26 protein-coding genes are annotated in these 25811 nt (G+C 58.6%); 9 read left to right on the top strand and 17 right to left on the bottom strand.

Annotation, left to right across the window (positions count from 1 at the left end):
* Window positions 1-24 precede the first annotated feature (24 nt).
* From AB4N74_RS14985 to AB4N74_RS14955, 7 genes are all read right to left on the bottom strand, one after another.
* Complete coding sequence (locus tag AB4N74_RS14985) at window positions 25-3669, bottom strand: transporter substrate-binding domain-containing protein (protein WP_460096494.1); 3645 nt, start codon at window positions 3667-3669, stop codon at window positions 25-27.
* Between the two features lie 8 nt (window positions 3670-3677).
* Entirely contained in the window at window positions 3678-4304 is a 627-nt protein-coding gene (locus AB4N74_RS14980) for a response regulator transcription factor (protein ID WP_007908640.1), read from the bottom strand.
* Window positions 4305-4671: 367 nt separating this feature from the next.
* Complete coding sequence (locus AB4N74_RS14975; RefSeq protein WP_093435126.1) at window positions 4672-6000, bottom strand: deoxyguanosinetriphosphate triphosphohydrolase; 1329 nt, start codon at window positions 5998-6000, stop codon at window positions 4672-4674.
* Between the two features lie 76 nt (window positions 6001-6076).
* Window positions 6077-7240 carry an EAL domain-containing protein gene (locus AB4N74_RS14970; protein ID WP_093435124.1) on the bottom strand — a complete coding sequence of 388 codons (1164 nt, stop codon included), beginning with the start codon at window positions 7238-7240 and terminating at the stop codon, window positions 6077-6079.
* Between the two features lie 123 nt (window positions 7241-7363).
* Window positions 7364-7702 carry a hypothetical protein gene (locus AB4N74_RS14965; RefSeq protein ID WP_093435122.1) on the bottom strand — a complete coding sequence of 113 codons (339 nt, stop codon included), beginning with the start codon at window positions 7700-7702 and terminating at the stop codon, window positions 7364-7366.
* A complete protein-coding gene (locus AB4N74_RS14960) occupies window positions 7699-8085 on the bottom strand; it encodes a phage holin family protein (protein ID WP_093435120.1) in 387 nt (128 codons plus the stop codon). Before AB4N74_RS14960 ends, AB4N74_RS14965 begins: the two co-directional genes overlap by 4 nt.
* Window positions 8086-8087: 2 nt before the next feature.
* Window positions 8088-8402: an ElaB/YgaM/YqjD family protein gene (locus AB4N74_RS14955; RefSeq protein ID WP_007908653.1), complete on the bottom strand. Its 315-nt coding sequence runs from the start codon at window positions 8400-8402 to the stop codon at window positions 8088-8090.
* A gap of 305 nt (window positions 8403-8707) precedes the next feature.
* Here AB4N74_RS14955 and AB4N74_RS14950 point away from each other — a divergent pair, with 305 nt between their 5' ends.
* Entirely contained in the window at window positions 8708-9916 is a 1209-nt protein-coding gene (locus AB4N74_RS14950; protein ID WP_095048442.1) for an ammonium transporter, read from the top strand.
* On the opposite strand, the gene AB4N74_RS14945 is transcribed toward AB4N74_RS14950, so the two are convergent.
* The gene (locus AB4N74_RS14945) at window positions 9913-11625 is read right to left on the bottom strand and encodes a cation:proton antiporter (RefSeq protein ID WP_095048441.1); all 1713 of its coding nucleotides are present in this window, start codon (window positions 11623-11625) and stop codon (window positions 9913-9915) included. The two genes, AB4N74_RS14950 and AB4N74_RS14945, sit on opposite strands and share 4 nt — an antisense overlap.
* A gap of 207 nt (window positions 11626-11832) precedes the next feature.
* Between AB4N74_RS14945 and AB4N74_RS14940 the strand changes: the two genes are divergently transcribed.
* The 3 genes from AB4N74_RS14940 to AB4N74_RS14930 all read left to right on the top strand — a co-directional run bounded on the left by AB4N74_RS14940 (window position 11833) and on the right by AB4N74_RS14930 (window position 13460).
* Window positions 11833-12069 carry a glutaredoxin family protein gene (locus AB4N74_RS14940; protein ID WP_093435113.1) on the top strand — a complete coding sequence of 79 codons (237 nt, stop codon included), beginning with the start codon at window positions 11833-11835 and terminating at the stop codon, window positions 12067-12069.
* A gap of 112 nt (window positions 12070-12181) precedes the next feature.
* The gene (locus AB4N74_RS14935; protein ID WP_093435111.1) at window positions 12182-12499 is read left to right on the top strand and encodes a transcriptional regulator; all 318 of its coding nucleotides are present in this window, start codon (window positions 12182-12184) and stop codon (window positions 12497-12499) included.
* A 70-nt stretch (window positions 12500-12569) separates the two neighbouring features.
* The gene (locus AB4N74_RS14930; RefSeq protein ID WP_093435109.1) at window positions 12570-13460 is read left to right on the top strand and encodes a pseudouridine synthase; all 891 of its coding nucleotides are present in this window, start codon (window positions 12570-12572) and stop codon (window positions 13458-13460) included.
* An 80-nt stretch (window positions 13461-13540) separates the two neighbouring features.
* Here AB4N74_RS14930 and AB4N74_RS14925 read toward each other — a convergent pair whose 3' ends face one another.
* Both AB4N74_RS14925 and mobA read right to left on the bottom strand, forming a co-directional pair.
* On the bottom strand, window positions 13541-13762 hold the full coding sequence (locus AB4N74_RS14925) for a YgdI/YgdR family lipoprotein (protein ID WP_007908660.1): 222 nt from the start codon (window positions 13760-13762) through the stop codon (window positions 13541-13543).
* 78 nt (window positions 13763-13840) lie between these two features.
* Complete coding sequence (gene mobA / locus AB4N74_RS14920) at window positions 13841-14443, bottom strand: molybdenum cofactor guanylyltransferase MobA (protein ID WP_093435107.1); 603 nt, start codon at window positions 14441-14443, stop codon at window positions 13841-13843.
* Between the two features lie 81 nt (window positions 14444-14524).
* On the opposite strand from mobA, the gene moaB reads away from it, so the two are divergent.
* Window positions 14525-15064, top strand: a complete 540-nt coding sequence (moaB, locus tag AB4N74_RS14915) for a molybdenum cofactor biosynthesis protein B (protein WP_093435105.1) — start codon at window positions 14525-14527, stop codon at window positions 15062-15064.
* Window positions 15048-16274: a molybdopterin molybdotransferase MoeA gene (locus AB4N74_RS14910; protein ID WP_460096488.1), complete on the top strand. Its 1227-nt coding sequence runs from the start codon at window positions 15048-15050 to the stop codon at window positions 16272-16274. Before moaB ends, AB4N74_RS14910 begins: the two co-directional genes overlap by 17 nt.
* A 61-nt stretch (window positions 16275-16335) precedes the next feature.
* On the opposite strand, the gene AB4N74_RS14905 is transcribed toward AB4N74_RS14910, so the two are convergent.
* Entirely contained in the window at window positions 16336-16644 is a 309-nt protein-coding gene (locus AB4N74_RS14905; RefSeq protein WP_175559630.1) for a hypothetical protein, read from the bottom strand.
* A 312-nt stretch (window positions 16645-16956) separates the two neighbouring features.
* Between AB4N74_RS14905 and yegS the strand changes: the two genes are divergently transcribed.
* Complete coding sequence (gene yegS / locus AB4N74_RS14900) at window positions 16957-17874, top strand: lipid kinase YegS (protein WP_093435097.1); 918 nt, start codon at window positions 16957-16959, stop codon at window positions 17872-17874.
* Here the strand turns inward: yegS and AB4N74_RS14895 are convergent.
* The 3 genes from AB4N74_RS14895 to AB4N74_RS14885 all read right to left on the bottom strand — a co-directional run bounded on the left by AB4N74_RS14895 (window position 17858) and on the right by AB4N74_RS14885 (window position 20362).
* Window positions 17858-18517, bottom strand: coding sequence for a response regulator (locus AB4N74_RS14895; RefSeq protein WP_093435094.1), 660 nt, complete (start codon window positions 18515-18517; stop codon window positions 17858-17860). The two genes, yegS and AB4N74_RS14895, sit on opposite strands and share 17 nt — an antisense overlap.
* Window positions 18514-19407 (bottom strand): sensor histidine kinase, encoded by an 894-nt coding sequence (locus AB4N74_RS14890; protein ID WP_460101149.1) that lies wholly within the window; start codon window positions 19405-19407, stop codon window positions 18514-18516. Before AB4N74_RS14890 ends, AB4N74_RS14895 begins: the two co-directional genes overlap by 4 nt.
* A gap of 487 nt (window positions 19408-19894) precedes the next feature.
* Window positions 19895-20362 (bottom strand): hypothetical protein, encoded by a 468-nt coding sequence (locus tag AB4N74_RS14885; RefSeq protein WP_093435088.1) that lies wholly within the window; start codon window positions 20360-20362, stop codon window positions 19895-19897.
* A 454-nt stretch (window positions 20363-20816) separates the two neighbouring features.
* Between AB4N74_RS14885 and AB4N74_RS14880 the strand changes: the two genes are divergently transcribed.
* Together AB4N74_RS14880 and AB4N74_RS14875 are read left to right on the top strand one after the other, a co-directional pair.
* Window positions 20817-21752: a chemotaxis protein CheV gene (locus AB4N74_RS14880; protein WP_064391361.1), complete on the top strand. Its 936-nt coding sequence runs from the start codon at window positions 20817-20819 to the stop codon at window positions 21750-21752.
* Between the two features lie 167 nt (window positions 21753-21919).
* The gene (locus AB4N74_RS14875) at window positions 21920-22726 is read left to right on the top strand and encodes an MOSC domain-containing protein (RefSeq protein WP_116256547.1); all 807 of its coding nucleotides are present in this window, start codon (window positions 21920-21922) and stop codon (window positions 22724-22726) included.
* A gap of 71 nt (window positions 22727-22797) precedes the next feature.
* On the opposite strand, the gene ppnP is transcribed toward AB4N74_RS14875, so the two are convergent.
* The 3 genes from ppnP to AB4N74_RS14860 all read right to left on the bottom strand — a co-directional run bounded on the left by ppnP (window position 22798) and on the right by AB4N74_RS14860 (window position 25762).
* Window positions 22798-23082 (bottom strand): pyrimidine/purine nucleoside phosphorylase, encoded by a 285-nt coding sequence (gene ppnP, locus AB4N74_RS14870; RefSeq protein ID WP_003226701.1) that lies wholly within the window; start codon window positions 23080-23082, stop codon window positions 22798-22800.
* A gap of 105 nt (window positions 23083-23187) precedes the next feature.
* On the bottom strand, window positions 23188-23730 hold the full coding sequence (locus AB4N74_RS14865) for a 3'-5' exonuclease (RefSeq protein WP_095048433.1): 543 nt from the start codon (window positions 23728-23730) through the stop codon (window positions 23188-23190).
* 70 nt (window positions 23731-23800) lie between these two features.
* A complete protein-coding gene (locus AB4N74_RS14860) occupies window positions 23801-25762 on the bottom strand; it encodes an acetyl/propionyl/methylcrotonyl-CoA carboxylase subunit alpha (RefSeq protein ID WP_460101041.1) in 1962 nt (653 codons plus the stop codon).
* Window positions 25763-25811 lie beyond the last annotated feature (49 nt).

Below are 25811 nucleotides of genomic sequence, written 5' to 3'. Positions count from 1 at the left end.
CTCACTGCTCAGCGCCAAGCATAGTTAAGGCAAGCTCATTGTGCTTCGATCCGACACCGCCAATTGTTGCTGTAGTGCCTGCTCCAGTTCGAGCATGGCGCGGTTGCTCGCCTCGCAACGGCGAGCGACTTCGTCTGTCGCCATGGCCTCGGCGCAGGCCTGCTCAAGGGCATCGCAACACTCGATCACGCGCGATGCCTGCGCGATACGTGCCGCACCCTTGATTTTGTGAGCGACCACCGCCAGCGCCCCGCGATCCTGTTCCGGCGACAGTGCGAGCAGTTCCTCTCGGTCGATACGGCTGCTTTTGAGCAATTCCGCCAGCAGACGGCGAGCCTGGGCCGGATTGCCACCGGTCAGCATGTTCAGGTTTTGCAGGTTGAAAGCCGGCGGCGCTGATGTCGGTGTGATGCCATCGACCCACTGGCTGAGCAGGCTCAGGCTCAGGGGTTTGAACAGGCAGTCGTTCATGCCGGCCTGCTTGCAGCGCTGGATTTCTTCGGGCTGCGCATTGGCCGTGAAACCCAGCACGGTGCATGGCGGACAGCGCGCCTGCAGTTCCTGCTGTCGAATGGCGCGGGTCAGTTCATAGCCATTCATCAACGGCATGTTGCAGTCGACAATCACCAGATCGAAGTGGCCGGTTTTCCACAGTTCCAGGCCGCTGCAACCGTTCTCGGCAATGCTGAAGTGATGGCCGAGAAACTCCAGTTGTTGACACATCAGCAGGCGATTGGCGGGATGGTCGTCCACCACCAACACGCGTAAGGGGGTCTGCGATGCCTTGATTGGGGATTCACTTTTGACCGTGCTCAGCTGTATCGGCAGCGTTTCCAGTGCCAGCGAGACGCAGACCTGGGTGCCGATGCCAGGCTGGCTGCTCAATTGCAATTGCCCGCCCATCATTTCGCACAGGTTGCGGCTGATCACCAGCCCCAGGCCGGCACCACCTCTGCCTTGCTGGCTGCTGTTTTCCGCTTGGGCAAACGGTTCGAACAAGCGCTGCTGATCCTCGGCACTGATACCGACGCCGCTGTCCTGTACGGTCAGCTGCATCAGGGCGCGGGCAGGTACATCGGTGTTCATGAGGTCGAGGGTGATCCGCACATGCCCCTGCTCAGTGAATTTGATCGCATTGCTGACCAGATTCGACAGCACCTGCTTGAAACGCAGTGGGTCCAGATGCACATCGACGGCCAGATCCGGTGGGTTGAAGATGACTTGCAGGGAGAGGTTTTTCTGCCGGGCGAGACCGTCGAAGATCCTGGCGACTGACGTCACCGTATCGACCAGATTGACCCGTTCCGGACAAAGACTCAGACGCCCGGATTCGATCCGTGCGATGTCGAGAATGTCGCCGATCAAACCCAGCAAGTCCTTGGCCGAGTGGTACGCGGTGTCGATGGATGAGCGATCCGGATGCTGCGGATCCATGCGTTTGAGCGTCAGTTCGAGCATGCCGATCACCGCGTTCATCGGCGTGCGGATCTCGTGGCTCATGGTCGCCAGAAAGGTGCTTTTCGCCCGGTTGGCCTCATCCGCCCGTTCTTTGGCCGTACGCAACTCGTCGAACAGCTGGCGGCGCTCGCTGATGTCGATCCAGCCGCCAATGATGCCTTTCACCTCACCGCTGGAGTCGCGGTACGGCAGTATCCAGTGATAGATCGTCAGACGCCGGTTGCCGATGTGCAGGGGCCGGTCGACGACCATCGGCGTGCCTTCGGCGATGACACGCTGGTAATCGGCCTGAAAGGCCTGGGCCTCGAAGGCATTGCTCAGGGAGCCATCGATGACGTTTTTGCCGATGACATCCTCGCGGCGGGCATTGAATGCTTCGAGATAGCTCTCATTGCAACTTTGCAACCGGCCCTGGCGGTCGCGCACGTAAATTGGATGCGGTGTGCCGTCGACCAGCGAACGCATGAATTCGAACTGGTCGTTCAGCGCTCGTTCGGCAGCCTGGCGTTTTTTGATCTGGTGGCGCATGTAAGCGTTCCAGACCAGCAGCAACAGCAGTAACAGGAAAGCGCCGATGATCACTTGATAGAACAGGCGTTGGTAGTTGTGCCAGATGTTCTGCGAGACAGTCGAGTAACCGCGCCAGCGTCCATTGATCACCCCCAGTTCGTCGGGGGCGATGCTCAACAACGCCTTGTTGATGATCGACGTCAGTTCCGTGTTGTCCCGCGCGGTCGCCAGTGAAAACGCCGCCTGGCCCGTGCCGATCGTGGTGGTGATCTGCAGCGCCTGATTGAAGATTCGTGAAGAAATGAAGTAGTTGGCAATCACCAGCGAGTTCACCGCACCGTCGACATGGCCTTCAGCGAGCTGGGACACCGCGCTGAACGTATCTGCCGTTTCGATCAACTGGATGCGCGGATATTCCCGACGCAGGTACTCGACCATCGGATTGCCTTGGGCAATCGCCAGTCGCTTGCCTTTGAGCTTGCCCAGATTGGTTGGACCATCCGCGCTTTTGCGGGTCAGCAGAACGTAGGAGTTTTCCAGATAGGGACGACTGAAATTGAGGGTTTTCTCGCGCTCCGCCGTCGGCAGTAATGCGGCGATCAGATCGGCTTGATGACGGTCGATCTGCTGGATCATTTCCGCGTCGTTGCGGCTGCGACGGATCTCGAAACGCAGGCCGGTGCGCAGGCGGATCAGCTCGAGCAGGTCGGCACTGATGCCGCGAAAATTACCGTCGTTGTCAAAGAATGTCAGCGGCGCGAACGCTTCATTGACCACCACACTGACCACCGGATGTTGTTTGAGCCACGCTTCTTCGCGCTGGGTCAGTTGCAGTTTCCGGTCGGTGAGTAGCAGATCACTGCCAGCGCTCCAGCGCTTGGCAATATTGTCACGCTCACTGGCCGGCACAGCTTTTAGTACTGCATCGATGATCGCCAGCAGTTGTGGGTTGTTGCGGCGCACGGCGAAGCTGAATCCCTGGGCTTCCTGCTTGCCGAAATTGGCCATGCGCACGTTGTTCAGATAACCCTTGTTGATCATGTAGTGAGTTGAAAGCGTGTCGCCGAGAAACACATCGGCCTGATCGAACGCCACGGCGTTGATTGCATTCTGGTAGGAGGGGTAGCAGGTTATGAGCGCTTTGGGGTACAGCGCCTTGACTTCGGGCAACGGCAGATAGTGATAGACCATGCTCAATCGCAGCCCGGCCAGTCCTTCGGTGAGTGAGCGGGTTTCGTCCTCGCGGGTAACCAGCACCGGCATGTCAATGGCATAGGGTATCGACAGCGCCAGGTTGGCATTGCCCGCTTCGAAGCCGTTCGCGGTACCGAGCAGGTCGATCCGGCCATCGACCAGTGCGCTAATCGCCGCGTCCCGAGAGGGAAAGCGCTGCACCCGGATCGGTAGACCGGTGGCCTGGCCGAGGAGCCCGGCGTAATCGGCCGTCAGACCTTCGTAATCCTTGCCGCTGGTCGTCATGTCAAAAGGCGGGTAGTCGGGCGCGGAGGTGCCCACGACCAGTTCGTTACGTGTCAGCAGCCACTGCCGTTGGGAGTGTTCGAGCGTGACCGGAACTGGCTCGTCCGCCGACCGGCTGAGCAAGGCGTAGTCAGGTGACGTGCCGGGCATGGCGAACACATTGGCGCTCAGGTAAAAACCTGCGCTCAACGCAATTAAATAGTCCTTTAAACGGCTAGGCATGCGGGCTCTCACACGAGTGCGTTTCGTTTGGCCATCTCGATAAGTTCTACAAGGGATTTGGCCTTGAGTTTTTGCATCAGACGTTTTTTGTAGGTGCTGACGGTTTTATTACTTAGAAACATGCCCTTGGCTATTTCCTTGTTAGTGCGACCCTGGGCGAAAAGTTGCAAGACCATCAACTCACGATCATTAACGGATTTGAATAATTCAAGTTCGGCAAAACGGATGTCGTCGCTGCGCACCGGATTCAATGCCTGGCTGGGGAAATAGTTGTAACCGGACAGTACCGCTTTGATCGCACTGACCAGTTCACTCAAATCTTCCTGTTTACAGACATAACCCGATGCGCCGGATTGCATGCAGCGAATGCCGAACAGCGTCGGACACTGTGCCGTCAGGATCAGGATCTTTAACGGGGAACCCATGGCATTGAAGCGAGCCAGTACTTCGAGGCCATCCAGCTTGGGGATGCTCACATCGAGAATGACCAGATCGGGCATGCACTCGCGCACCATTTGCATGGCATCGACTCCGTTATCGGTTTCACCGACGACCTTGTAACCTTCATGCTCCAGCAGCATTCGAACGGCGAGACGGATGACCGGGTGATCGTCGACAATAAAAACGGAGTTCATAATCAAATCCCATGCAAGCACGAATAAAGCGCGCACCTTAGCTCAGTTGAATGAGCACTCGCATGAAGTGACATGGCTTCAGTCACGATATCGGATTAATCCTACAATTAATGAAGAAACGGACTACAACCAAACTAGGTTTGACGTAAGGAAGTGCTGGATTTGAACGGGCTTATAGTTTGACTTGAATGATTTGCAAGTACTGGCCGTAAATGGCTTTTTAAAGATGTTTAAAGTTGCTGATTCGTCGGCGCAATAATTGCCGCTATTTCAGCCATATCAGACGCCAGTCGACACTTGTGGGTCGATAATCACAGGCTGTGTGGATACGGGCGGCCATCGTTATGGCCGCCCGTAGGCGAGCGGGTCAGTGACTGGAGCGCCCGGTCATTTCCAGCGCCATGTCGCTGGCGTAGCTGTCGGTCATGCCGGCGATGAAATCGATCATGCGCAGAAACGACGTGTGTAACGATCCCTGCGGATCCGGTGCGTTACTGCCCAGCAGATCGAGAATGCGCCGGCTTTTGAATGACGGTGTACGACCGTTGTGTTGTTCCAGCGCCGCGCCGCAGAACGAGTTGAGCAGAATCTCGAGCGTGGTATAGGCGCCGATTTCATGCAGGGTTTTGCGTTTGTCCTGAAAGATTTTCTTGCGGGCGATGTCCTTGGCATTCAGCACGCAACGCTTGGCCGGGCCGTGCATGTGCTCGACCAGATCGCCGTGCAGCGTGCCGGCGAGGAGGGCGTCCTGTTGCTCGACAAAGGCCCGTGCGGCGGCGTTGGTCAAATGCTCGATGGCCTTGCCACGCAGGATCGCCAGTTTGCGTCGGCGCGAATCCTGCGGGCCGAGCTGGCGATAGGTTTCCGGCAGATCATCACCCACCAGCCCGAGCAGCAGCGATTCGACTTCGGCGTACTCCAGCAGCTCCATTTCGAGACCGTCTTCGAGATCAATCAGCGCGTAGCAGATGTCGTCGGCGGCTTCCATCAGGTACACCAGCGGATGACGCGCCCAGCGCTGGTCTTCGATTTGCGGCAGGCCCAGTTTGTGGGCGATCTGCTCGAGCAGCGGCAACTCGCTCTGATAGCAGCCGAATTTGTGTTTCTTGTAGCCCAGGGAGTCGGCGTGGCGCGCGGTCCACGGGTACTTCAGGTAAGTGCCGAGGGTGGCGTAGGTCAGTCGGGTGCCGCCGTCGAACTGGTGATACTCCAGCTGAGTCAGGACCCGGAAACCCTGGGCATTGCCTTCGAAATTGAGGAAGTCGGCGCGTTCGGCTTCGCTCATGCCGTCGAGCCAGCCGCGTCCGGCGGCCTGCTGGAACCAGTGGCGGATGGCGTCTTCACCGGAATGACCAAACGGCGGATTGCCAATGTCGTGGGCCAGACACGCCGATTGCACCACCATGCCGAGATCGGCCGGGTCGCACCATTCGGGCAAGGCATTGCGCAGGGTTTCCCCCACCCGCATGCCCAGCGAACGGCCGACGCAACTGACTTCCAGCGAGTGGGTCAGGCGCGTGTGAATATGATCGTTGCTGGTGACCGGGTGGACCTGGGTCTTGCGCCCGAGACGGCGGAAGGCGCCGGAGAAGATGATGCGGTCATGGTCTTTGTGGAAAGGGCTGCGGCCAAGTTCTTGCGGGCTGTGCAGCGGCTTGCCGAGGCGTTCGCGGTTGAGCAGGGTGTGCCAATCCAAGGCTGATTCTCTCCGTCAGGTGACTGGGGGCGTTGGCCCCTAGCTTCCCGGTTCACGTCCGCCCCTGCAAGCGGAACTACAGTCCGGCGGCGTCAATGTCGATCAGCAGCAAACGTTCACCGTTGTCGAAAAACTGCCCGGCTGTCAGGCAGTACTGATTGCTGGTGGCATCGCGGTAGGTATTGGAGAGCGTCAAGCGCCGCTCCTCCCAACCTTCGGCGAGCAAATGATAGAAGTACGGGCGCCACGACCAGTTGTGCCCCAGATAGCGATTGTCGGCGACCCAGCCATGCTGCCGCCATTCCAGATTGGGCGTCAGTTGCGTGCCGTGGCGATCGCATTGATAAAACCGCAGCAGCCAGGGGAAGGCGTCCAGTTGCGGCAAAGCGCTCAAAGGGGCATGGGCCTGAGCCCAGGCTTGCAGGATCGACATCAGTTCAGCGAGTTGCTGGCGCATTTGCATCAGCCGCCCGCGCTCCACGAGTTTCTGCCGGACATAGCGCTGGCGCAGCTCGGCGAAGCGTTGGACGAACGCGTCACTGGGGAAAAACGCCTCCTGTGCCCGCGCGAACAGGAATCCCTGCACATAGCGCGATCCGCATTCCAGGGCGAAATTCAACTGTGCTTCGGTCTCGACGCCTTCGGCGATGATCCAACAACCGGTCTTCTCGGCCATCTGCGCCAGGGCCTTGACCACGTCGCTGCTCGGCCCACCCAGTGCCGCAGCCTGGAACAGCCGCATATCAAGTTTGAGAATGTCCGGTTGCAACGCCAGCACCCGATCGAGTTGCGAGTAGCCGGCGCCAAAGTCATCGATAGCAATCCTCGCTCCGGCCTCGCGATAGCGCGCGACGACTTCGGCCAGACGTTGACCATTGCCGCCCAGTTCGGTGATCTCGAAGACGATGCGTTGCGGATCGATACCGTAGCGCGCCAATTGTTTGAGGCTGGGCAGGGCTTGATCGGCGCGCAGGCGACTGATCCAGCGTGGCGACATGTTCAGGCTGAGAAACCAGTCTGCCGGCGCTTCATGCAAGCGGCTCAAGGCGTTATCGCGGATCTGCCGGTCGAGACGGCGCAGGGCAATGGCGGGCGTGCGCGGGTCGGCGAATAGAGGCCCAACCGAGTTCAGTTGACCGTCGGCCTGGCGCAGGCGCCCCAGCGCTTCGACGCCGGCAATGCGTCCGGTGGCGGTATCGATGAAAGGCTGAAAGCAGGCGAGCGGTTGCCCGTCGATCACGGGGCCTCCTTAGTGGTTCTTGTTCTGGTGAACCCCGCCGACCGGGTAGGCGCGCGGGATTGAACCTCCGGATAAAGAGGTTCATCCCGCCGACAGTGCAAGAATGTAGCCAGATGTATCTGTTTAGCGTTTCGCCGAGCTCTGCATCACCAGTTTGATCAGCGGCCCGAGGCTGGTGCCGAGCCGGATCAAGCGGGTCAGGCCACCGACACCGCCGCTTTTCGCGCCTTTGCCAGTGATGAATCCCAATAGCGTAACGGCGGCCACGCCCCACAAAGGCGCGTGTTTGATGCCGAAACCACCTTGCAGGTTTTGCGACATGCCGCGCATGCGCTGCAGAGGCTGCAACACTTGCCCGGCTTCATGGCGGATTTCCTGACGATGCATTTCCATGCGCAGGCGGATCAACGCCTTGCGCATTTCCCGACGCGAGCTGTTGTGTGGCAGTTCAGGCAGGCTCATGGCAGCAGGCGCTCCCGGTCGTTGGCCAGCTCTTCGAGCGTGCCGTGGAAAGGCGAAGACTCATCGAAGATCGCAGCCTTGAGGCGCAGCGCGCAGAAGATCGAGGCCAGGGTATAGAACACGCACAGGCCGATGATCGCAGCAAGGCGATAAGTGTCCCAGAACACAATCATCACCAGTGTCGATAAGCCCACCAGTAATAACAGGGCAAAGACCAACGCCAGGCCTGCGAACAGTAACAGGCTGACGGTACGTGATTTCTGCTCCTGCAATTCAATGCCGAACAATTCGACATGGCTGTGCAGCAGACCGAGAACGGCGGCGCCCAGGCGTCGCGTGGAAGAGGCGGTGCCCGCAGCCGGGCCGGATTCACCGATCGACATAATCAGCGCCGGGTAGCCAACAGGCCGATCAGGAAGCCGACACCGGCGGCAATACCGACGGACTGCCAAGGGTTGGCCGAGACGTAATCTTCGGTGGCAGTGACCGCCGCCTGACCGCGATCACGCAAGGTTTCTTCGGTCAGTTTCAAGGTTTCGCGGGCGCGCAGCAGGCTGTCGTGAATCTGCTCGCGCAGCTCATCGGCCTGATCGCCGGCCAGGGTGGCGGTGTGCTCGAGCAAGCGCTCGGTGTCGGCGACCAAAGTCTGGAAGTCGTTCATCAGGATTTCTTGAGCGGTCTTTGCCTTGATGCTGGCCATGGGTGGATCTCCGTAAGTGACGTCTGAAGCGTTCGAGTATGAGCCTTGCGCGAAGGTTCAGTACAAATGACTGGTACAACTTTTGCTGTGTCGTGGTGCGTTCCCCGGCGGTTGTGCGCTGTTGCCGGGCGTGCGCATTGAGAAACCTTATCCCAAACAAGCCCGGTTCGTGTCAGGACATCGACCTTGTGCGCCAAAGCGGTTCGCCGGACCTTCGGATCTGTGACTGCGTGGTCGCAACTTGGTGCATGAAATGTGCGCATGAACCGCTTTGGTGCCTTTTTCGCCTTTAGGTCTGCCTGCTTATGGAAAATTTGCAAAGCGCTGTGGACACTCTGGTTCACAGCTCCAATACCTTGTTCATTCTGATCGGTGCGGTGATGGTGCTGGCGATGCATGCCGGTTTCGCCTTTCTGGAAGTCGGCACGGTGCGCCAGAAAAACCAGGTCAATGCACTGTCGAAAATTCTCAGTGATTTCGCCGTCTCGACCCTGGCCTATTTCTTTATAGGCTATTGGATTTCCTATGGCGTGACGTTTATGCAGCCAGCGGCGGTGCTGAGTGCCGATCACGGTTATGGACTGGTGAAGTTTTTCTTCCTGCTGACCTTTGCCGCAGCGATCCCGGCGATTATTTCCGGCGGCATTGCCGAGCGCGCGCGTTTCGTGCCGCAGTTGTGCGCCACGGCCTTGATTGTCGCGTTCATCTACCCCTTTTTCGAGGGCATGATCTGGAACGGCAACTACGGTTTGCAAGCGTGGCTGACGGCACAGTTCGGTGCCGCTTTCCATGACTTTGCCGGTTCCGTGGTGGTGCACGCCATGGGCGGTTGGCTGGCGCTGGCGGCGGTATTGCTGCTGGGGCCGCGTAATGGCCGTTATCGCGACGGTCGTCTGGTGGCGTTCGCACCGTCGAGCATTCCCTTTCTGGCCTTGGGTTCGTGGATTCTGATTGTCGGCTGGTTCGGCTTCAACGTGATGAGCGCGCAGACGCTGCAAGGCGTCAGTGGCCTGGTGGCGGTCAATTCGTTGATGGCGATGGTCGGCGGCACCATGGCGGCGCTGCTCGTCGGACGTAATGACCCGGGCTTCCTGCATAACGGCCCGTTGGCCGGGCTGGTGGCGATCTGTGCCGGGTCGGATCTGATGCATCCGGTCGGCGCGCTGGTGACTGGCGCGATCGCCGGTGCACTGTTTGTCTGGTGCTTTACCGCCGCCCAGGTGAAATGGCGCATCGACGATGTCTTGGGTGTGTGGCCATTGCACGGGTTGTGCGGCGTGTGGGGCGGGATTGCCTGCGGGATTTTCGGCCAGACTGCGCTCGGCGGTATTGGCGGCGTCAGCTTGATCAGCCAGTTGATCGGCACCGCGCTGGGTGTTGCGGTGGCGCTGATCGGTGGCTTCGCTGTGTACGGCGTGATCAAGGCGCTGCACGGGCTGCGCCTGAGTCAGGAACAAGAGTATTACGGCGCCGACCTGTCGCTGCACAAGATCGGCGCGGTAAGTCAGGATTAAGTCTCGGCATCGTCGCTACCGGGATAAAAACCGTGAAGCAGGCGATACCGGTCGATGCGCACCTGATCGACTTTTTCCTGCACCTGATGCGCCGGCAAGCCGAGCATGATCAAGGCGTGAGAGGCGAGCATCAGGCTCGATTCCAACAGTTCCGGCACCACTTCGGTGGCGCCGGCGGCTTTCAGTTCGGCCCACTGGCTGTCGTCGCGGGTACGCACCAGTATCGGTACGTGGGCGTTGAGCCGACGTGCTTCCTTGAGGATACGCAGGGCAATGTCGCTCTGATCCACAGCAACCACCAACAGTCTGGCGCGTAGCAGGCCCACGGCGGTCAGCAGATCGCCGCGCGACGAGTCGCCGTAATGCACGTCGCTTTCTCCACTGGCGGCTTCCTGTACCCGCACCGGGTCATTGTCCAGCGCAATAAAAGGCTGCTTGGCGTTGCGCATGAAACGACCGATGGATTGGCCGACGCGGCCGTAGCCGCAAATCACCACATGCTGGTTGAGGTCGGCGTTGAGGGCGCTGATCTCTTCGATTTGCGCCTCCTGATTGGGTTTGCGGTGCAGCACTGCTGCGATGCGTGGCGCTGCGCGCAGCAACAGGGGCGTCAACAACATCGAGCAGAACGTCGCTGCGAGCAGCAGGTCGCTCAGTGCTTCGGGCATCATGCTGTGTTGCTGCATCTGTGCCATTAGGGCGAAGCAGAACTCGCCCCCCTGGGCCAGCGCCAGACCGCTGCGCCATGCTGTTTCGCTGTCACTGCCGCGCCACTTCACCAGCAAGGCCACGACGATACCCTTGATCACCATCAAACCGACGGTGAGCCCGAGGATCAGCAGGCTGTGACTGACGAACAGTTGCAGGTCGATGAGCATGCCGATGCTGACGAAAAACACCCCGAGCAGAATGTCGCGGAACGGCCGGATATCCGCCTCGATCTGGTGTCGATAGTGGCTTTCACCGAGCAGCATGCCGGCCAGAAATGCACCAAGGGCAGGGGACAGCCCCAGCAGGTGCGTCAGCCACGCGGTCAACAGCACAATCACCAGCGCCAACAGCACAAACAGTTCTGCCGAGCGTGACGCGGCCACTTCATGAAACAGCCTCGGCAGTAACCAGCGACTGGCCAGCAGCAGACCGACAAACAGCACCACGGTTTTTGCCAGGGTCAAAGGCAACGCCCAGTACCAGACTTGCTCGCTGCTGCCGGCAAACACCGGCACCAACGTCAGCAGCAATACCGCGATAACGTCCTGAAACAGCAAAACGCCGACAGCATTCTGGCCATGACTGCTGAACACCTCGCCGAGGCTGCCCAACTCTTTGGTCACAATCGCCGTTGAGGACAGCGAAAGCCCGGCACCGAGCAACAGCGCCGGCGTCATCGGCATGCCCAACAGCATCAGCAGCAAACCGAGCAGCGCGGTGCTGATCAGCACCTGCTGGCTGCCGAGACGAAACACCACCTGGCGCAGGGCGATCATCTTCGACAGGGAGAACTCCAGGCCCAGTGAAAACAACAGAAACACCACGCCCAACTCGGCTACGTCAGGCAAGTGTTCGCTTTCGTTGACCCAGTCGAAGGCACTCGGCCCGACCAGCAGTCCGACGCACAGGTAACCCAGAACCGGTGGCAACCGCAGGCGACGGAACAGGGCAATGACCACGAGGGACGAGGCGAGGATGATCAACAGATTGGCAAACACTGGACACTCCGATGGCAGATCAGGCTTTTCAAGCGTAGAGGCAAAAAGACCGGGAGGATCGCGCAAATGATTTTTCTGTGGACTGATTTGCGTCAGGGTTTTGCCTGTGACCCTTTGTTGAGGGGCTGGAGCCTTTGGGCGGCGCTGGCTCGACGGGTTTTCAGGTGCGGCCTAGAATAGGCCCACTCATTTTTTGGTTGAGCAATCATGCCTCCTGAATGTCAGCTGTTCGGCACCCTTGGATGCCATTTGTGTGAAGTCGCCGAGGCCGAGTTGATGCCTTTTGTCGAGCACGGCTTGCTGGTGGAACTGGTCGACATCGCTGAAGACGAATCCTGGTTCGAGGCTTATAGCCTGCGGATTCCGGTGTTGCGCCGTGTCGACAGCGGGGCTGAGCTGGACTGGCCATTCAGCGCTGATGAGGTCGTCGCGTTTCTGGGTTAATCCGCATTTTCTGGTTTATCCCGCCGGTCGCTACTGCCATGCATTCCTTGGCATTTTGCGGTTTCATCGGTTACTGTATGTTCATACAGTAAATGCGTCAGAGGGATGAACCGTGGTCAATGTCGAACAGTTGAAAAACAGCGTGAACCGGATGTCGGTTGACGTGGTGCGCGAGGCCGTTCTCGAATTGCGCCTGGACGGGCTGGTCACGGAAGGCAAGACGCCGTTCAACAAGCTGCATTTCAACACTTGCTTTGCCGAAATCGAGGCCTTGTTTCAGCGTGCCGGTTACCACAAGCAACTGGATGTGGTCGGTTATCAGGGGCTGCTCTACGCCTTGTACGATCCGGGGCGCTGGGAGGCAGTTGATGTATTGCGCTGGCTCAAGGAATTCACTGACGCCGCAGCGCTGAAAACAATTCCGGCCTGAACATTCTGCGCTAGGTTCGTTTCCCTCAGTGCTGGATAATGCCGCCCTGCATTGAGGGTCCGATTTTCGTATGTCCACATCTACATTTTCCGCTGCTCAGAATCAGGCGAGCACACTTTATCTGCCGCCCGGTAAATGGCTGACCGTACTCGATTGTCTATGCGAGCATTTCAGCGCCATTGACCGTGAGCAATGGCTGGACCGCATCGCTCGGGGACGTGTGCTGGACGGCCATGGCCAGCCGATCCCGGTGGACTTGCCTTACAAGGAAGGTCTGCGGATTCATTATTTTCGCGAAGTGCCGGACGAGAAGCCGATCCCGGTAGTCGAGTCGATTCTGTATGCAGACGAACATCTGGTGGTGGCTGACAAACCGCATTTTCTGCCGGTGACGCCCGCCGGCGAATACGTTGAGCAAACCCTGTTGCGCAGGCTGATTCATCGCCTGGACAATCCTCACTTGGTGCCGCTGCACCGCATCGACCGGCATACGGCGGGACTGGTGATTTTCTCGGCCAATCCGCAAACCCGATCGGCTTATCAGTCGCTGTTCCCCACGCGGCAGATCGACAAGCGTTATGAGGCCATCGCTCCGGCACTGCCCGATCTGAATTTCCCCTTGGTGCACAAAAGCCGTCTGGTCGATGGCGAACCGTTTTTCCGCATGCAGGAAGGCGTGGGTGCCAGTAATACCGAAACGGCGGTGGAGGTTCGGGAAAAGCATGGCGATCTGTGGCGCTATGGTTTGTTTCCGGTGACTGGCAAGAAACATCAACTGCGCGTCCACATGACTGCGCTGGGGGCGAGCATCTGCAACGATCCGTTCTATCCGCAGGTGTTGAAAGATGTCGAGGATGACTATGCCAATCCGTTGAAGCTGCTGGCGCAAGGCTTGCGGTTTATCGACCCGGTGACCGGTGAGGAGCGCGAATTCGAGAGCCGGATCACCTTGCAGTGGTGATATCGACTTCACTTTTCGAGCGCCCATGAAAAAGCCCGCAATCAATACGGGCTTTTCTGTATCCGGTGTCGATCCAGAGCTTACAGCTCTTTAACGGTACGAACCTGATCCTTGTTGATGCGAGTTTCTTTGCCGTCCAGCTGTTTGAACTCGTAGAAGCCCGAATCGTCATCGTATTTCGGGGTGTCGACGGCCTGGATTTCGCGACCGTCATTCAAGGTGATCACTGTAGGCGACGAGCAACCGGCGAGGGTGGCAAGGCCCAGTGCGAGCATGAAAGTGGCGAGGGTCCGTTGAGTCATGGGTGTGTCTCCGAATGGGAATTCTTTTGGTTACTGAGCTTGAGACGTATACAAGGCGTGAGAGTTCCTTGAATGGTGTCAGTCTGACACAGTGTTGTGGGAATTTAACAGTTCGGGGGTGTTCAGGTTGGCCAGCCGGGGGTCGTTGTCCGGGCACTCCAGGGCAGTGGCGCCGAGACCGCGCATGACCCGGCCGGGGCTGCGTTCACCGGCATTCCAGGCATCTTCGAAGGCCGTTAGAAGAGCCACCGGAATCACACACAGCAAGGGTTCCCAATGCTCGTCATGGCGCAACATTAAAGGTTTTTCAGGATGCTGATTGGCAGTCTCGCGCATGCTTTGCAGCAGCGCGGCGTCAATTCGCGGAACGTCGCACGGCAAAACCAGCAGGTGGCTATGGCGCGCCGCTTTCAGACCGGCACGAATACCCGCCAATGGCCCCGGAAAATCGCCCTCGTCATCGACCACCAATTGATCGGCAAACGGTGCGTAACGCTCGCGGTTGCGGTTGCATGAGATGATCAGGTCGTCAGTCAGCCCGCGTACCTTACGCTGCAAATGTGCAATCAACGGTTCGCCCAGCCACTCGACCAGGCCTTTGTCCTGACCGCCCATGCGTTGGCCGCGCCCGCCTGCCAGGAGCAGAATGGAGCAGGGGGGCAATTGCGAATCGCGGGTCATGGCAGCTCTCCAGAGGGGCGGCGAAAAAATAGGGCGCTGTGATATAACACCGGGCTGTTTCTCCTACAACTGGACGAGCCTATGAAAGCCAAGGCTGATGTACCTTTCGTGCCGCTCAATATTGCGGTGCTGACAGTCAGTGACACCCGAACTCTGGAAACCGACACCTCAGGCCAGGTCTTCGTCGATCGCTTGACGGCGGCGGGCCACCGTTTGGCGGAGCGGGTTTTGCTCAAAGATGACCTCTACAAAATTCGCGCGCAAGTCGCCACCTGGATTGCCGACGATGTCGTGCAGGTCGTGCTGATCACCGGCGGTACCGGATTTACCGGTCGCGACAGCACGCCGGAAGCAGTTGCCTGCCTGCTGGATAAACAGGTCGACGGGTTTGGAGAGTTGTTCCGGCAGATTTCGGTAGCCGATATCGGTACCTCGACAGTTCAGTCCCGTGCGCTGGCCGGTTTGGCCAACGGCACGCTGGTGTGCTGTTTGCCAGGTTCGACCAATGCCGTACGCACCGGTTGGGATGGCATCCTGGGCGAGCAGTTGGACGCGCGTCATCGCCCGTGCAACTTCGTGACTCATTTGAAGCAGGCAGCGCCTTGTGAATCCCGTGGGTAAGCCGGGCAAGACCGGAGCACTGATGCCGGTCGAGCTGGCGCTGGAGCGCCTGCTCGACATGGCCGACGCGTCGCCGATTGTCGAGCATGAGGATTTGCCGCTGGCTCAGGTTCAGGGGCGTGTGCTGAGCGAAGACCTGATTTCGACGCTGGATCTACCACCCTGGCCAAACAGTGCCATGGACGGTTATGCGCTGAATCTGACCGACTGGACGGGCGAACCGATGCCGGTCAGTCAGAAGGTGTTTGCCGGGCAATCCCCCGAACCGCTGAAGCCGGGCACCTGTGCACGGATCTTCACCGGGGCGCCGGTGCCCGCGGGCGCTGATTGCGTGGAAATGCAGGAAAACGCTGAGGTTCAAACCGATGAACGGGTGCGTTTCCTTGAACCGATGAAGGCCGGGCAGAACATTCGCCCGCAAGGTCAGGAAACCACAGTCGGTGAACTGATCCTGCCCGCCGGAACTCGGCTGGGTCCGATAGAGCAGGGATTAGCCGCATCGTTGGGCTGCGCCGGATTGAAGGTCGTGCGCAAGGTTCGTGTTGCGGTGATTTCCACTGGCGATGAATTGGTCGAGCCGGGCCAGGCCCTGGGGCTGGGACAGATATACAACAGCAATCGAGTGTTGCTGTGCAGTTGGCTGCAACGACTGGGTTGTGAAGTGATCGATGCCGGTATTCTTCCGGATGATTTGGCCACTACCCGCACCCGTCTGGGGGAGTTGCAGGATGTTGACCTGATTCTTTCCACCGGTGGCGTGTCGGTGGGTGAGGCGGATTTTTTGGGTGTCGCATTGCGTGAAGAGGGCGAGCTTGCCCTTTGGAAGCTGGCGATCAAACCCGGAAAACCGCTAACTTTTGGCCATTTCCGCAACGTGCCGGTCATTGGCTTGCCAGGCAACCCTGCGTCGACACTGGTGACCTTTGCGCTGCTCACTCGGCCTTATCTGTTACGCCGTCAGGGCGTTCGGGTCGTCGAGCCGCTGAAGTTCACCGTGCCAGCGGGGTTTGACTGGCCGGTGGCAGGCAATCGGCGTGAGTACCTGCGAGGCCGCCTTGAGCAAGGACGGGCGACTGTCTACCGCAACCAGAGCTCAGGTGTACTGCGTAGCGCCGCGTGGGCAGATGGATTGGTCGAAGTGCTGGAAGGTCGCACGCTGAGCATCGGAGACGAAGTGGTCTTCATCCCGCTGAGTGACTTGCTCGACTGATCGCTATCTCGTAAATGCAGGCGTCGGCTGACTCAGGCGGCGCCTGCAATGACTGATTCAATTAATTGCTGATCAATGTCACAAGCTGATCGAATCGGCTATTGGCCACCCAGCCCAGCAAACCCAGCACTACCGCTGTTGCACCCGCCGAGTACGCAAGCCGGTGTTTGATCGTTCGGACATCACCGCGAATTTCGTCCATGTCCCGTCGAAGGTATTTGAGATGGGTTTCCAGCTCGGTAACACGGGGTTCCATATCAACTTCTCCAGTGGTTCTGGCGCTGTTTTTGAAATCGGACTTGTGATTCGCGCGACTTTCGACAATCGGTCCAACCGGGCTCATGGGTATTCTCGCTTCATGACCAGGCATGGAAGCATCCACCGATTGTTTCAACTGTTTGCTTGCAACCTTTTCCAGCTCTCGAACCGGCAAGAGCCCATAGGGTGTATCCACTCATTACATGCACGTCCTTGTGTGTTGGATTGAAAATCGATACCGCCAACACACGGTGACGCAATGCTCGAACCGGGTCAATTAAGCCGATTCCGCATGTTTTGTAAGAAAAGGTACCGCTGTGTAGGACGTCCGGCGCCAGGAGGCTGAATTAATTACGGGTATGACGGCTTTTTTGCGTGCGCCAGTGGTCAAGATGTCTTAACCGATCGATTTGGGAGTGATGTTATGAGTGAACGCCGGGCGCTGTTGATTCTGCATGGCAAGCAGGCACTCAACGAGGCGGTACGCACCGCCGTCGAGGACAAGCGCAAGCAGGGCTGGGAGCTGGCCGTGCGTCTGACTTGGGAGGCAGGGGACGCACAGCGCTGGGTAGAACAAGCCTTGGCCGACGGCTACACGAAAATCATTGCCGGGGGCGGCGATGGCACCTTGCGCGATATCGCCGAAGCGCTCGCCGCGCATCCTGGCAAAGCCAGCCTCGTACTCCTGCCTTTGGGCACTGCCAACGATTTTTCCCGTGCCGCCGGCGTACCACTGGAGCCTGCCGAAGCCCTTGAGCTGCTCGATGTGCCACCGCGCGCCATCGATCTGGGTGAAGTGGGCGGGCAGATTTTTCTCAACATGGCCACCGGTGGTTTCGGCAGCCAGGTCACGGCCAATACCTCCGAGGACTTGAAAAAAGTACTTGGCGGTGCTGCTTATCTGTTCACTGGCTTGTCACGATTCAGCGAGCTGCATGCCGCTTACGGCGAACTTCAGGGGCCGGATTTTCACTGGCGTGGCGAGCTGTTGGCACTGGGTATCGGCAATGGCCGACAGGCCGGCGGTGGACACGTATTGTGCCCGGAGGCGCTGGCCGATGATGGCTTGCTGGATATCAGCATTCTGCCGGCGCCCCAAGAGTTGGTGGGCACCTTGAAGACGCTGCTCAGCGATGGTTTCGGGATCGACAACATGTTTGTTCGCACCCGTTTGCCATGGGTCGAAATCAAGGTGGCCGAGGGGCTGTGCATCAATCTTGATGGCGAACCGCTCGAAGGTGACAGCATGCGATTCGAGGCGCGTCCGGCGGCGTTGCGCGTGCATTTGCCGGAACATTCTCCTTTGTTGAGCAGCGCCGGGCTGGTCAGTCGTCCAGGCTGATGATCTGCTCACGCACGGCGAACAGCACCAGACCCGCCACGTCGTAGATTTGCAGACGCTTCATGATTTGTGAACGGTGGGTCTCGACAGTCTTGATGCTCAGGCCCAGGCCATTGGCGATTTCCCGGGTGGATTTTCCGCGCACGATCAAGCGCAGGATTTCCAGTTGGCGCGCGGTCAGATTGTGCGAGTCGGCTGCCTCCGGCTGCTGCTTCTGATTACGGGTCAGGGCCTGATTGATGACGGTATGGGCGATGGCCGGGCTCAGGTAGCGCTCGTTGTTGCGCAGGGCTTCCAGTGCATGCTCAAGTTCTGTCGCTGTGGTGTCCTTGAGCAGGTAGCCGTGGGCGCCGGATTCCAGCGCCTGCATGATCAGCGCCGGATCGGTGTGCATCGACAGGATCAACACCTTGCTCTGCGGGCGTACCCGCTTGAGCCGTTGCAGGGCTTCCAGGCCACCGGTTTCTTTCATGGAGATATCCAGCAACACGATATCCGGATTCAGTTGCTCGACCATTTCGAGCAGCTGCGAACCGTCATTGGCCTCGCCAATCACCGCGTAACCGGGAATATCCAGTACCAGAGCGCGCACGCCGGCCCTGATCAGCGAGTGGTCATCCACCAGAAGTAAGTTGCAAGTCAACGCATAACCTTATTCGTACTGGCCCGCTCGAGTGCGCGTGGCGCCCACGGGAAGAGTGCTTCGATTTGAGTGCCTTTGCCCGGTTCGCTGATGACGTTCAGGGTGCCACCCAGTTGCTCGATTCGTTCGGCCATCCCGGCCATGCCTCGTTGTCCTTCACGACCCGGGTTGGCCGCCGGGGCGAATCCCAGGCCGTCATCGCTGATCAGCAACGTCAGACCTTTGGGCAGACGTTGCACGCGTATCACCAGATTTTTTGCCTGTGCATGACGCAGGATATTGGTAACAGCCTCTTGGGTAATACGAAAGGCGGCAACTGCCATTTCTTCCGGAATGCCATTGAGCCGCTGCTGGCAATCGAGGCTCCAGTGCACGTTAGTGTTGGCCAATGTCTTGAGCAGGTGCGCACGCAGGCTGGCTTCAAGTCCCAGGCTGGTCAACTGGCGCGGGTTGAGAATGGCTGAAACGTCGCGCACCTTGTTGAGGGTTTCTTCCAGGGTGTCGCACAGCGCGGTGCATTGTTCCTGCAAGTCGTCGGGCATGCGCCGCTTGAGCCATTCGCTTTGCAGTTTGGCGGCCGTCAGCAGTTGGCCGATATCGTCGTGCAGTTCGCGGCTGAGGCGATGACGCTCGTTTTCCTGGACTTCCAGCAAGCGGTCAGCGAGTTCCTGCGGCTGAAACTTGATCGATTTGCGTGACAGTCGATATTGCACCCAGACGCACGCAGTAGCAGCGATATCGAGCAGCAGCAATCCCAGGCAAAGTGGTGTTGAAAGAGCGTAGGTCAGCAAACTGCCGAGCGTGGCCGCGATACACAGTATGAGTGTGAACCTGCGAGCATTTTCGCGGGAGGGTGGCCATGTAGTGATTGACTTGAGGCTGGCGTACATAACGGATGGAGCCAATGGATGTTCGCTGCGGGCAGACCGGCCGGAGGCTGACGGGTCTCTGTCTGAAAATGCTATCAATTATGTTATTGATTTCAACGCGGTTCAGTAAACGTATTGGCCGCCCAATTATCAGTGGATAGCGATCTCTGAGGTCACTGTGCCACTAATTTGAAAGCAACTAATGGGCGGCATAATACCACTTAAGATACCGTTGGTCGCGTTTGCTATATATGTCCATTGAGTCAGGAAATACGTGATATTGGACGCAAGTTCCATAATGGAAAAGTCGATTTGTTGTGTTCGATAGATGTCAGTGTTGCCTGAAGTTGTGCTTGTTTGCACACAGGTAAACCCTGAGGCCGGCAAAAAATATCGGCGTCGGCTTTCAGTGATTATTTAGTTCGACTTGTCGCTGGCAGGTATGAACTATTCAATTGCGACATTCAACGCTTGTGTACCAAGTGCTTGCGCGGGTACCGAGTGCGGGTCAGGCTTGTCCCGAGTAGGGCAGTTGGGGCAAACGTTTGCCCGTCCGGGGCGGTTGATGGCGGCTTTGGTTGACCTGGAAGGCGAATGCTTCGAGCAGCGAAGCCTGCTCACTTTCATCCAGACTCAGTTGCCCTGTCTGCTGATCGACCAGTTCAAGCTGCCAGGCCATCAATGTGAAGCAATCCTGCAAGGCTTGCAGGGCCTGTTCGTGAAGGTCGACGTGATCCTGATTGAGGTTGAGCAGACTGTAAATGTGCAGGGAAAACTCGGAAATTGCCTCCAGCGCCAGGGCTTCAGCCCTGCGTGCGAGTTTCAGCAGAGTACCGAGCATGCACTCGATGGCGTCCTTGTCATTGCTGATCAATTGCAGATGGCTGAGGCATTCTTCGGACTTGGCCAGGAGTTGCTCGGCCTCGACAAGGAATTCGGGGAAGCGTTGTACCCACTCTTTGCGGTCCATTGGCATGCTTATCTCCACAACGTCATGTCTGATGAGGGAATGCCGTGTGTGGCGACGATCGTGAATCGTCGGGAGATCGCGCCCAGACGTGCAAGTGCACAGACTGAGAGGTTCCAGAGGGCTTGTTTCCACTGAACTGCGATCGCACACAATAGCCTGACTCCGTTCATGCAATGAGAATGGCGTCACATTAATGGCTATTGGATATTGCGAATATCAGGTTGGGCCTGATTGTTACTAGGGGAATCCCTTAGACGCGGGAACCTACCGTGCAAACCGAGGTCGCGCCGCAGAGAATGTAGCAGATGAAAATCACCGGGCCAGTAAACCATGATGTTAATGTGACATCAATGCCTGTTCATGGCATTTTTGATGGGGTCGGGTATGGCAATCAAGAACTGCGATTTGCCGCCGATAACCTCACATAGTGAATTCATCAGAACAAGCCCAGGAGTCATTGATGGCCGGCATTCTCGACACGGTAGACCAACGCACGCAACTGGTGGGTGAGAATCGCCTGGAAATTCTCATGTTTCGACTGGCCGGGCGGCAGTTGTTCGCAATCAACGTGTTCAAGGTTCAGGAAGTGCTGCAACTGCCGAAGCTGACCTTGATGCCGCAGCGTCATCCGTTTGTGTGCGGAGTGGTCAATCTGCGCGGTCAGACCTTGCCGGTCATTGACCTGTCGCAGGCGATCGGTATGCGTCCGTTGGTGCCGGGGCCCAACAGCACGATCATCGTCACCGAATACAACCGCTCGGTGCAGGCCTTCCTGGTGGGCGGTGTGGATCGTATCGTCAACATGAACTGGGAAGCCATTCTGCCGCCGCCGACCAGCGCCGGGCGTCAGCACTATCTGACCGCGATCAGCAAGGTCGACGATCAACTGGTGGAAATCATCGACGTCGAGAAAGTCCTCGCCGAAATCGTCCCGTACAACGCCAAGGTCTCGCGTGAAAAACTCGATGATCCGGTGCTCGAGCGCGCCCGTGGCCGTGAAGTGCTGCTCGTCGACGACTCCAACGTCGCGCTTTCGCAATTGCGCGACACCCTCGGCCAGCTCGGGGTAAAAATGCACATTGCCAGCGATGGCCTGAAGGCGCTGAACATGCTCAAGGCCTGGGCCGATACCGGCGTGAACATGACCGACAAGCTGCTGATGATCTTTACCGATGCGGAAATGCCGGAAATGGACGGCTATCGTCTGACTACCGAAATTCGCAACGACCCGCGTCTGCGTGGTTTGTACGTGGTGTTGCATACCTCGCTGTCCGGTAGCTTCAACGACTCGATGGTGAAGAAGGTCGGCTGCGACAACTTCCTCTCCAAATTCCAGCCGGACAAACTGGTCGACGTCGTTCGCCAGCGTCTGATGCTCGACGAAGTTCCGGCCTGATCACACACCCATTGCAGGAGTGAGCCTGCTCGCGATAACGGTTTGTCAGCCCCGAATCATTACCTGGCACACCGCTATCGCGAGCAGGCTCACTCCTGCAGTTATTGCTCTTTGATTCCTGATCAAGCTCGTATAGGGTGGCGTTTTTACCCTCCAGGGAGCTGGCCATGCTGCGTCTGAGCGCGCTTTATCGTTACCCGTTGAAATCCGGCAAAGTCGATGTGCTGCACAGTGTTGATCTCGACAAGCTGGGGCTTGATGGCGATCGACGCTGGATGCTCGTGGACGAGGCCAGCGGCCGCTTTCTGACCCAGCGCGCTGAAGCGAAGATGAGTCAGTTGTCGGCGTTATGGAATGCGCAGGGCGGTCTGACCCTTAGTGCGCCGCAACAGCCTCCCATCGAAATCGCATTGCCGGGCAACAACGCAGAACTGCGCGGCGTGACGATCTGGCGCGATACTTTGCGCGTGCCGGATGCCGGTGATGAGGCGGCCCGTTGGGTCAGCGATTTCATCGGCAAGCCGACCCGGCTGGTGCAGGTGCCGCTGGACCGCGCCCGGACCACCCAGGCAGGCTTCGGCAAGGATGACGATCAGGTCGCGTTCGCTGATGGATTTCCGCTGTTGTTGATCGGCGCGGCCTCTTTGCAGGACCTTTCGCAACAGGTCGGACGACCATTGGAAATGCTGCGTTTTCGGCCGAACCTGGTGATCGAAGGCAGTGAGGCCTATGCCGAAGACAGTTGGAAGCGCATTCGCATTGGCGATGTCGAATTCCGCGTGGTCAAGCCGTGTTCGCGTTGTATCCTCACCACCATCGACCCGCAAACCGGTGAGCGCAGTGCCGATCGCGAGCCTCTGGCCACCTTGCAGAAGTACCGCGCCGAAGCCGATGGTGCGATGTTCGGCCAGAATCTGGTCAACGACAACAATGGCCGACTCGAAGTCGGCATGCCGGTGGAGATTCTCGAGTAATCCGTCTCTGAAACGAAAATGCCCGTGTCCTTGGACACGGGCATTTTTTTATCGCAGTGAAAGCCGTGGGTTTAGCCGCGGTACTCGCACAGGTAAGCGGTGTCGACCGCAACTTTCAGCTGGAACTTGCTGTTGGCCGGGACGTTGAACTGGCTGCCGGCGGCGAAGGTTTCCCAGTCGCTGCTGTCGGGCAGTTTGACGGTCAGTGCGCCGGAAACCACATGCATGATTTCACGCTGAGCGGTGCCGAATTCGTATTCGCCCGGGGCCATGACGCCGATGGTCGCCGGACCTTCAGCGGTGCCAAAGGCGATCGACTTGACGGTGCCGTCGAAGTACTCGTTGACTTTAAACATGGGCGATTCCTCGAAAAGGGTTAGAAATTGGAGGCGGCCAGTATGCACAAGGCTTTTCGCGCCGTCACCTGCCCGGCGTCTGTCCGGTGAGTTCTCGAATTGACCCTAGAGTGGCAACACCAGTGGCAACAACCGCGCGGTGTTGCGCGCATCTTCCAGTGCCCGATGCTGCTGGCCGCTGAACTGCATGCCGGCCAATTGCAGCGCACCGTTGAGGCCTAATGGACGCTCCAGGCGCCGGGCCTTGGCGAAGCGTTGTTTGAGGTTCATGTGCGGCACTTTGCTCAAGCCACTGTCGATTTGCAGACGCTGCCATTCCTGCAACAACTGCTTGCGGTCGTAATCACCCCAACTGGCCCAGCCTTCAAGGCGTGTCTGATGTTGCGCGAGCCAGCGTTCGAACGCCGGCCAGACTTCAGTCAACGGCTGCGCCGAGTCGATATTGGCCTGAGTGATGTGCGTGAGTTCACGACAAAAAGGCGTGAGCAACGGCCGTCGCGTCGGTTTGACGAAACGCTGGAAGTGATCCTGCTCGCGTCCGGCGCGATCGACCAGGGTGGCGCCGATCTCGATAATTTCCATTTCGGTGACTGGCCAGCCACCCTCATCGGTGGTGGCTTCCAGATCTATGACCAGCCAGTGAGGCATCGCAGGGTTCCTGATTTCCGCGTTCTGATAACTCAGAGCGTAGTCAAAACCCGCACGGGCGTGTGGCTGACTACTCGACCTGCAACAGAACCTGACGATTTTTTACCTGATCGCCGACCTTGACCTGCACCCGCTTGAGCACGCCGTCGATACCGGCCTTGAGCGGGTGCTCCATTTTCATTGCCTCCAGCACCACCAGCAACTGACCCTTACTGACCGGACTACCTTCGCTGACCAGTACGTCGACGATGGCACCGTCCATGGGGGCTTTCAGGGTGCCGGAGCTGACGCTGGTCTGACTGTCGATCACGGCGTGAGTTCGATCCTCAAGGTGCAGACTGCCGGGATGGCAGAACAACCAGAGTTGCTCGTCATTCAGGCGGTAGGTGTGGCGCTGACGAAGATCGTCAACTTCCAGCGTGACCGACTGGGCATCGTGGTCGATAAGTTTCAATTCAAGCGTGCGGTCGGCTATCTGCACTTTGAACACGCCGTGTGCCTCAGCGAGCAGTTGCACGGTCCAGGTCTGATCGTCGAGGCCGAGGCGATAATGCAGCGGCACATTCGCGTTATTGCGCCAGCCGTTAAGTGGTGCGCGGTGGCTGCGGGCGCTGGTTTGATAGAAAAGTACCGTTGCGATCGCCAGCTGCTCGGCATCCGGAATGGAGCGGTGCAGGCAAGGGTGATCACTGAAGTGCCGGGCGATGAAGGCAGTACTGAAGTCGCCGCTGCTGAACTGCGGGTGTTGCAACAGACTGGCGAGCAGGCGCTGATTACTCTGTACACCCAATAGCACCGTGTCCTGTACCGCGCGCAACAGTTTGCGTCGGGCTTCCTCGCGAGTCGCACCCCAGGCGATCAGCTTACCGAGCATCGGGTCGTAGAACGGGCTGACCGATTGCCCTTCAAGCAAACCATGGTCGATTCGCGTACCGTGCTGCAGCGCCGGTTCCCAGGCTTGCACTCGGCCTGTTTGTGGCAGGAAGTCTTGCGCGGGATCTTCGGCGTAAAGCCGCACCTCCATGGCATGTCCGTTGAGCTGAACCTGATCCTGGGTCAGCGGCAACGGCTGCCCTTCGGCAACGAGCAATTGCCATGCGACCAGATCCAGCCCGGTAATCAGTTCTGTTACCGGGTGCTCGACTTGCAGACGCGTATTCATCTCCAGAAAGTAGAACTGGCCGCGTGTGTCGAGCAGAAACTCAACGGTGCCGGCGCCGACATAGTTCACTGCGCGCCCGGCTTTCAATGCCGCTTCACCCATGGCCTGACGCAACTCGGCGGTCATCACCGGGCAGGGCGCTTCTTCGATGACTTTCTGGTGGCGACGCTGGATTGAACAGTCACGTTCGCCCAGGTAGATCAGGTTGCCGTGCTGATCGCCGAACAGCTGCACTTCGACATGCCGCGGTTCGATCAGCGCCTGTTCGAGGATCAGTTCGTCGCTGCCGAACGCGTTCAATGCTTCGGAGCGCGCGGTGCGCAGTTGCGCCGGCAGATCAGCCGCATTTTGCAGCAGACGCATGCCGCGCCCACCACCGCCGGCACTGGCCTTGATCATCAGTGGGTAGCCGATTCGCTCGGCTTCACGCAGCAGGGTGGCGTCGTCCTGTTCGGCGCCTTGATAACCGGCGATGCACGGCACACCCGCTTCGAGCATGGCGATTTTTGACTGGCGTTTGCTGCCCATCAATTCGATGGCTTCGACGCTGGGGCCGATGAAGATCAGCCCGGCCTGTTCGCAGGCGCGGGCGAATTCGGCGTTTTCCGAAAGAAAGCCGTAGCCGGGATGGATCGCGTCAGCGCCGCTGCGGCGAGCGGCGTCGAGGATCGCAGGGATGTTGAGGTATGACTGTTGAACGGGGGACGGACCAATGCGAACGGCTTGGTCAGCCATCTGAACGTGCAGGGCATCGGCGTCTGCATCGCTGAAGACGGCGACGGTGCGATAGCCCAAGGCTTGGGCGGTGCGCTGGATGCGGCAGGCGATTTCACCGCGGTTGGCGATCAGGATTTTGTGGATGGCGGGCATGGTGATCTTCCTGAGTATTTGGCGGTGAATGTGATGGCCTCATCGCGAG

The sequence above is a fragment of the Pseudomonas sp. H3_C08 genome, assembly GCF_054669455.1.
Note: the sequence above shows the minus strand (reverse complement) of the source record. Positions and strands in the feature narration are given on the sequence as shown.

What these genes read in the sequence shown, in the direction of transcription:
- AB4N74_RS14860 (WP_460101041.1), bottom strand. Translation starts at nt 25,762, where the DNA reads ATGCCCGCCATCCACAAAATCCTGATCGCCAACCGCGGTGAAATCGCC.
- AB4N74_RS14955 (WP_007908653.1), bottom strand. Translation starts at nt 8,402, where the DNA reads ATGGCCAGCATCAAGGCAAAGACCGCTCAAGAAATCCTGATGAACGAC.
- mobA (WP_093435107.1), bottom strand. Translation starts at nt 14,443, where the DNA reads ATGACCCGCGATTCGCAATTGCCCCCCTGCTCCATTCTGCTCCTGGCA.
- AB4N74_RS14930 (WP_093435109.1), top strand. Translation starts at nt 12,570, where the DNA reads ATGTCCACATCTACATTTTCCGCTGCTCAGAATCAGGCGAGCACACTT.
- AB4N74_RS14960 (WP_093435120.1), bottom strand. Translation starts at nt 8,085, where the DNA reads ATGTCGATCGGTGAATCCGGCCCGGCTGCGGGCACCGCCTCTTCCACG.
- AB4N74_RS14950 (WP_095048442.1), top strand. Translation starts at nt 8,708, where the DNA reads ATGGAAAATTTGCAAAGCGCTGTGGACACTCTGGTTCACAGCTCCAAT.
- moaB (WP_093435105.1), top strand. Translation starts at nt 14,525, where the DNA reads ATGAAAGCCAAGGCTGATGTACCTTTCGTGCCGCTCAATATTGCGGTG.
- AB4N74_RS14875 (WP_116256547.1), top strand. Translation starts at nt 21,920, where the DNA reads ATGCTGCGTCTGAGCGCGCTTTATCGTTACCCGTTGAAATCCGGCAAA.
- yegS (WP_093435097.1), top strand. Translation starts at nt 16,957, where the DNA reads ATGAGTGAACGCCGGGCGCTGTTGATTCTGCATGGCAAGCAGGCACTC.
- ppnP (WP_003226701.1), bottom strand. Translation starts at nt 23,082, where the DNA reads ATGTTTAAAGTCAACGAGTACTTCGACGGCACCGTCAAGTCGATCGCC.
- AB4N74_RS14905 (WP_175559630.1), bottom strand. Translation starts at nt 16,644, where the DNA reads ATGCCTGGTCATGAAGCGAGAATACCCATGAGCCCGGTTGGACCGATT.
- AB4N74_RS14885 (WP_093435088.1), bottom strand. Translation starts at nt 20,362, where the DNA reads ATGCCAATGGACCGCAAAGAGTGGGTACAACGCTTCCCCGAATTCCTT.
- AB4N74_RS14880 (WP_064391361.1), top strand. Translation starts at nt 20,817, where the DNA reads ATGGCCGGCATTCTCGACACGGTAGACCAACGCACGCAACTGGTGGGT.
- AB4N74_RS14965 (WP_093435122.1), bottom strand. Translation starts at nt 7,702, where the DNA reads ATGAGCCTGCCTGAACTGCCACACAACAGCTCGCGTCGGGAAATGCGC.
- AB4N74_RS14980 (WP_007908640.1), bottom strand. Translation starts at nt 4,304, where the DNA reads ATGAACTCCGTTTTTATTGTCGACGATCACCCGGTCATCCGTCTCGCC.
- AB4N74_RS14985 (WP_460096494.1), bottom strand. Translation starts at nt 3,669, where the DNA reads ATGCCTAGCCGTTTAAAGGACTATTTAATTGCGTTGAGCGCAGGTTTT.
- AB4N74_RS14940 (WP_093435113.1), top strand. Translation starts at nt 11,833, where the DNA reads ATGCCTCCTGAATGTCAGCTGTTCGGCACCCTTGGATGCCATTTGTGT.
- AB4N74_RS14890 (WP_460101149.1), bottom strand. Translation starts at nt 19,407, where the DNA reads ATGTACGCCAGCCTCAAGTCAATCACTACATGGCCACCCTCCCGCGAA.
- AB4N74_RS14925 (WP_007908660.1), bottom strand. Translation starts at nt 13,762, where the DNA reads ATGACTCAACGGACCCTCGCCACTTTCATGCTCGCACTGGGCCTTGCC.
- AB4N74_RS14865 (WP_095048433.1), bottom strand. Translation starts at nt 23,730, where the DNA reads ATGCCTCACTGGCTGGTCATAGATCTGGAAGCCACCACCGATGAGGGT.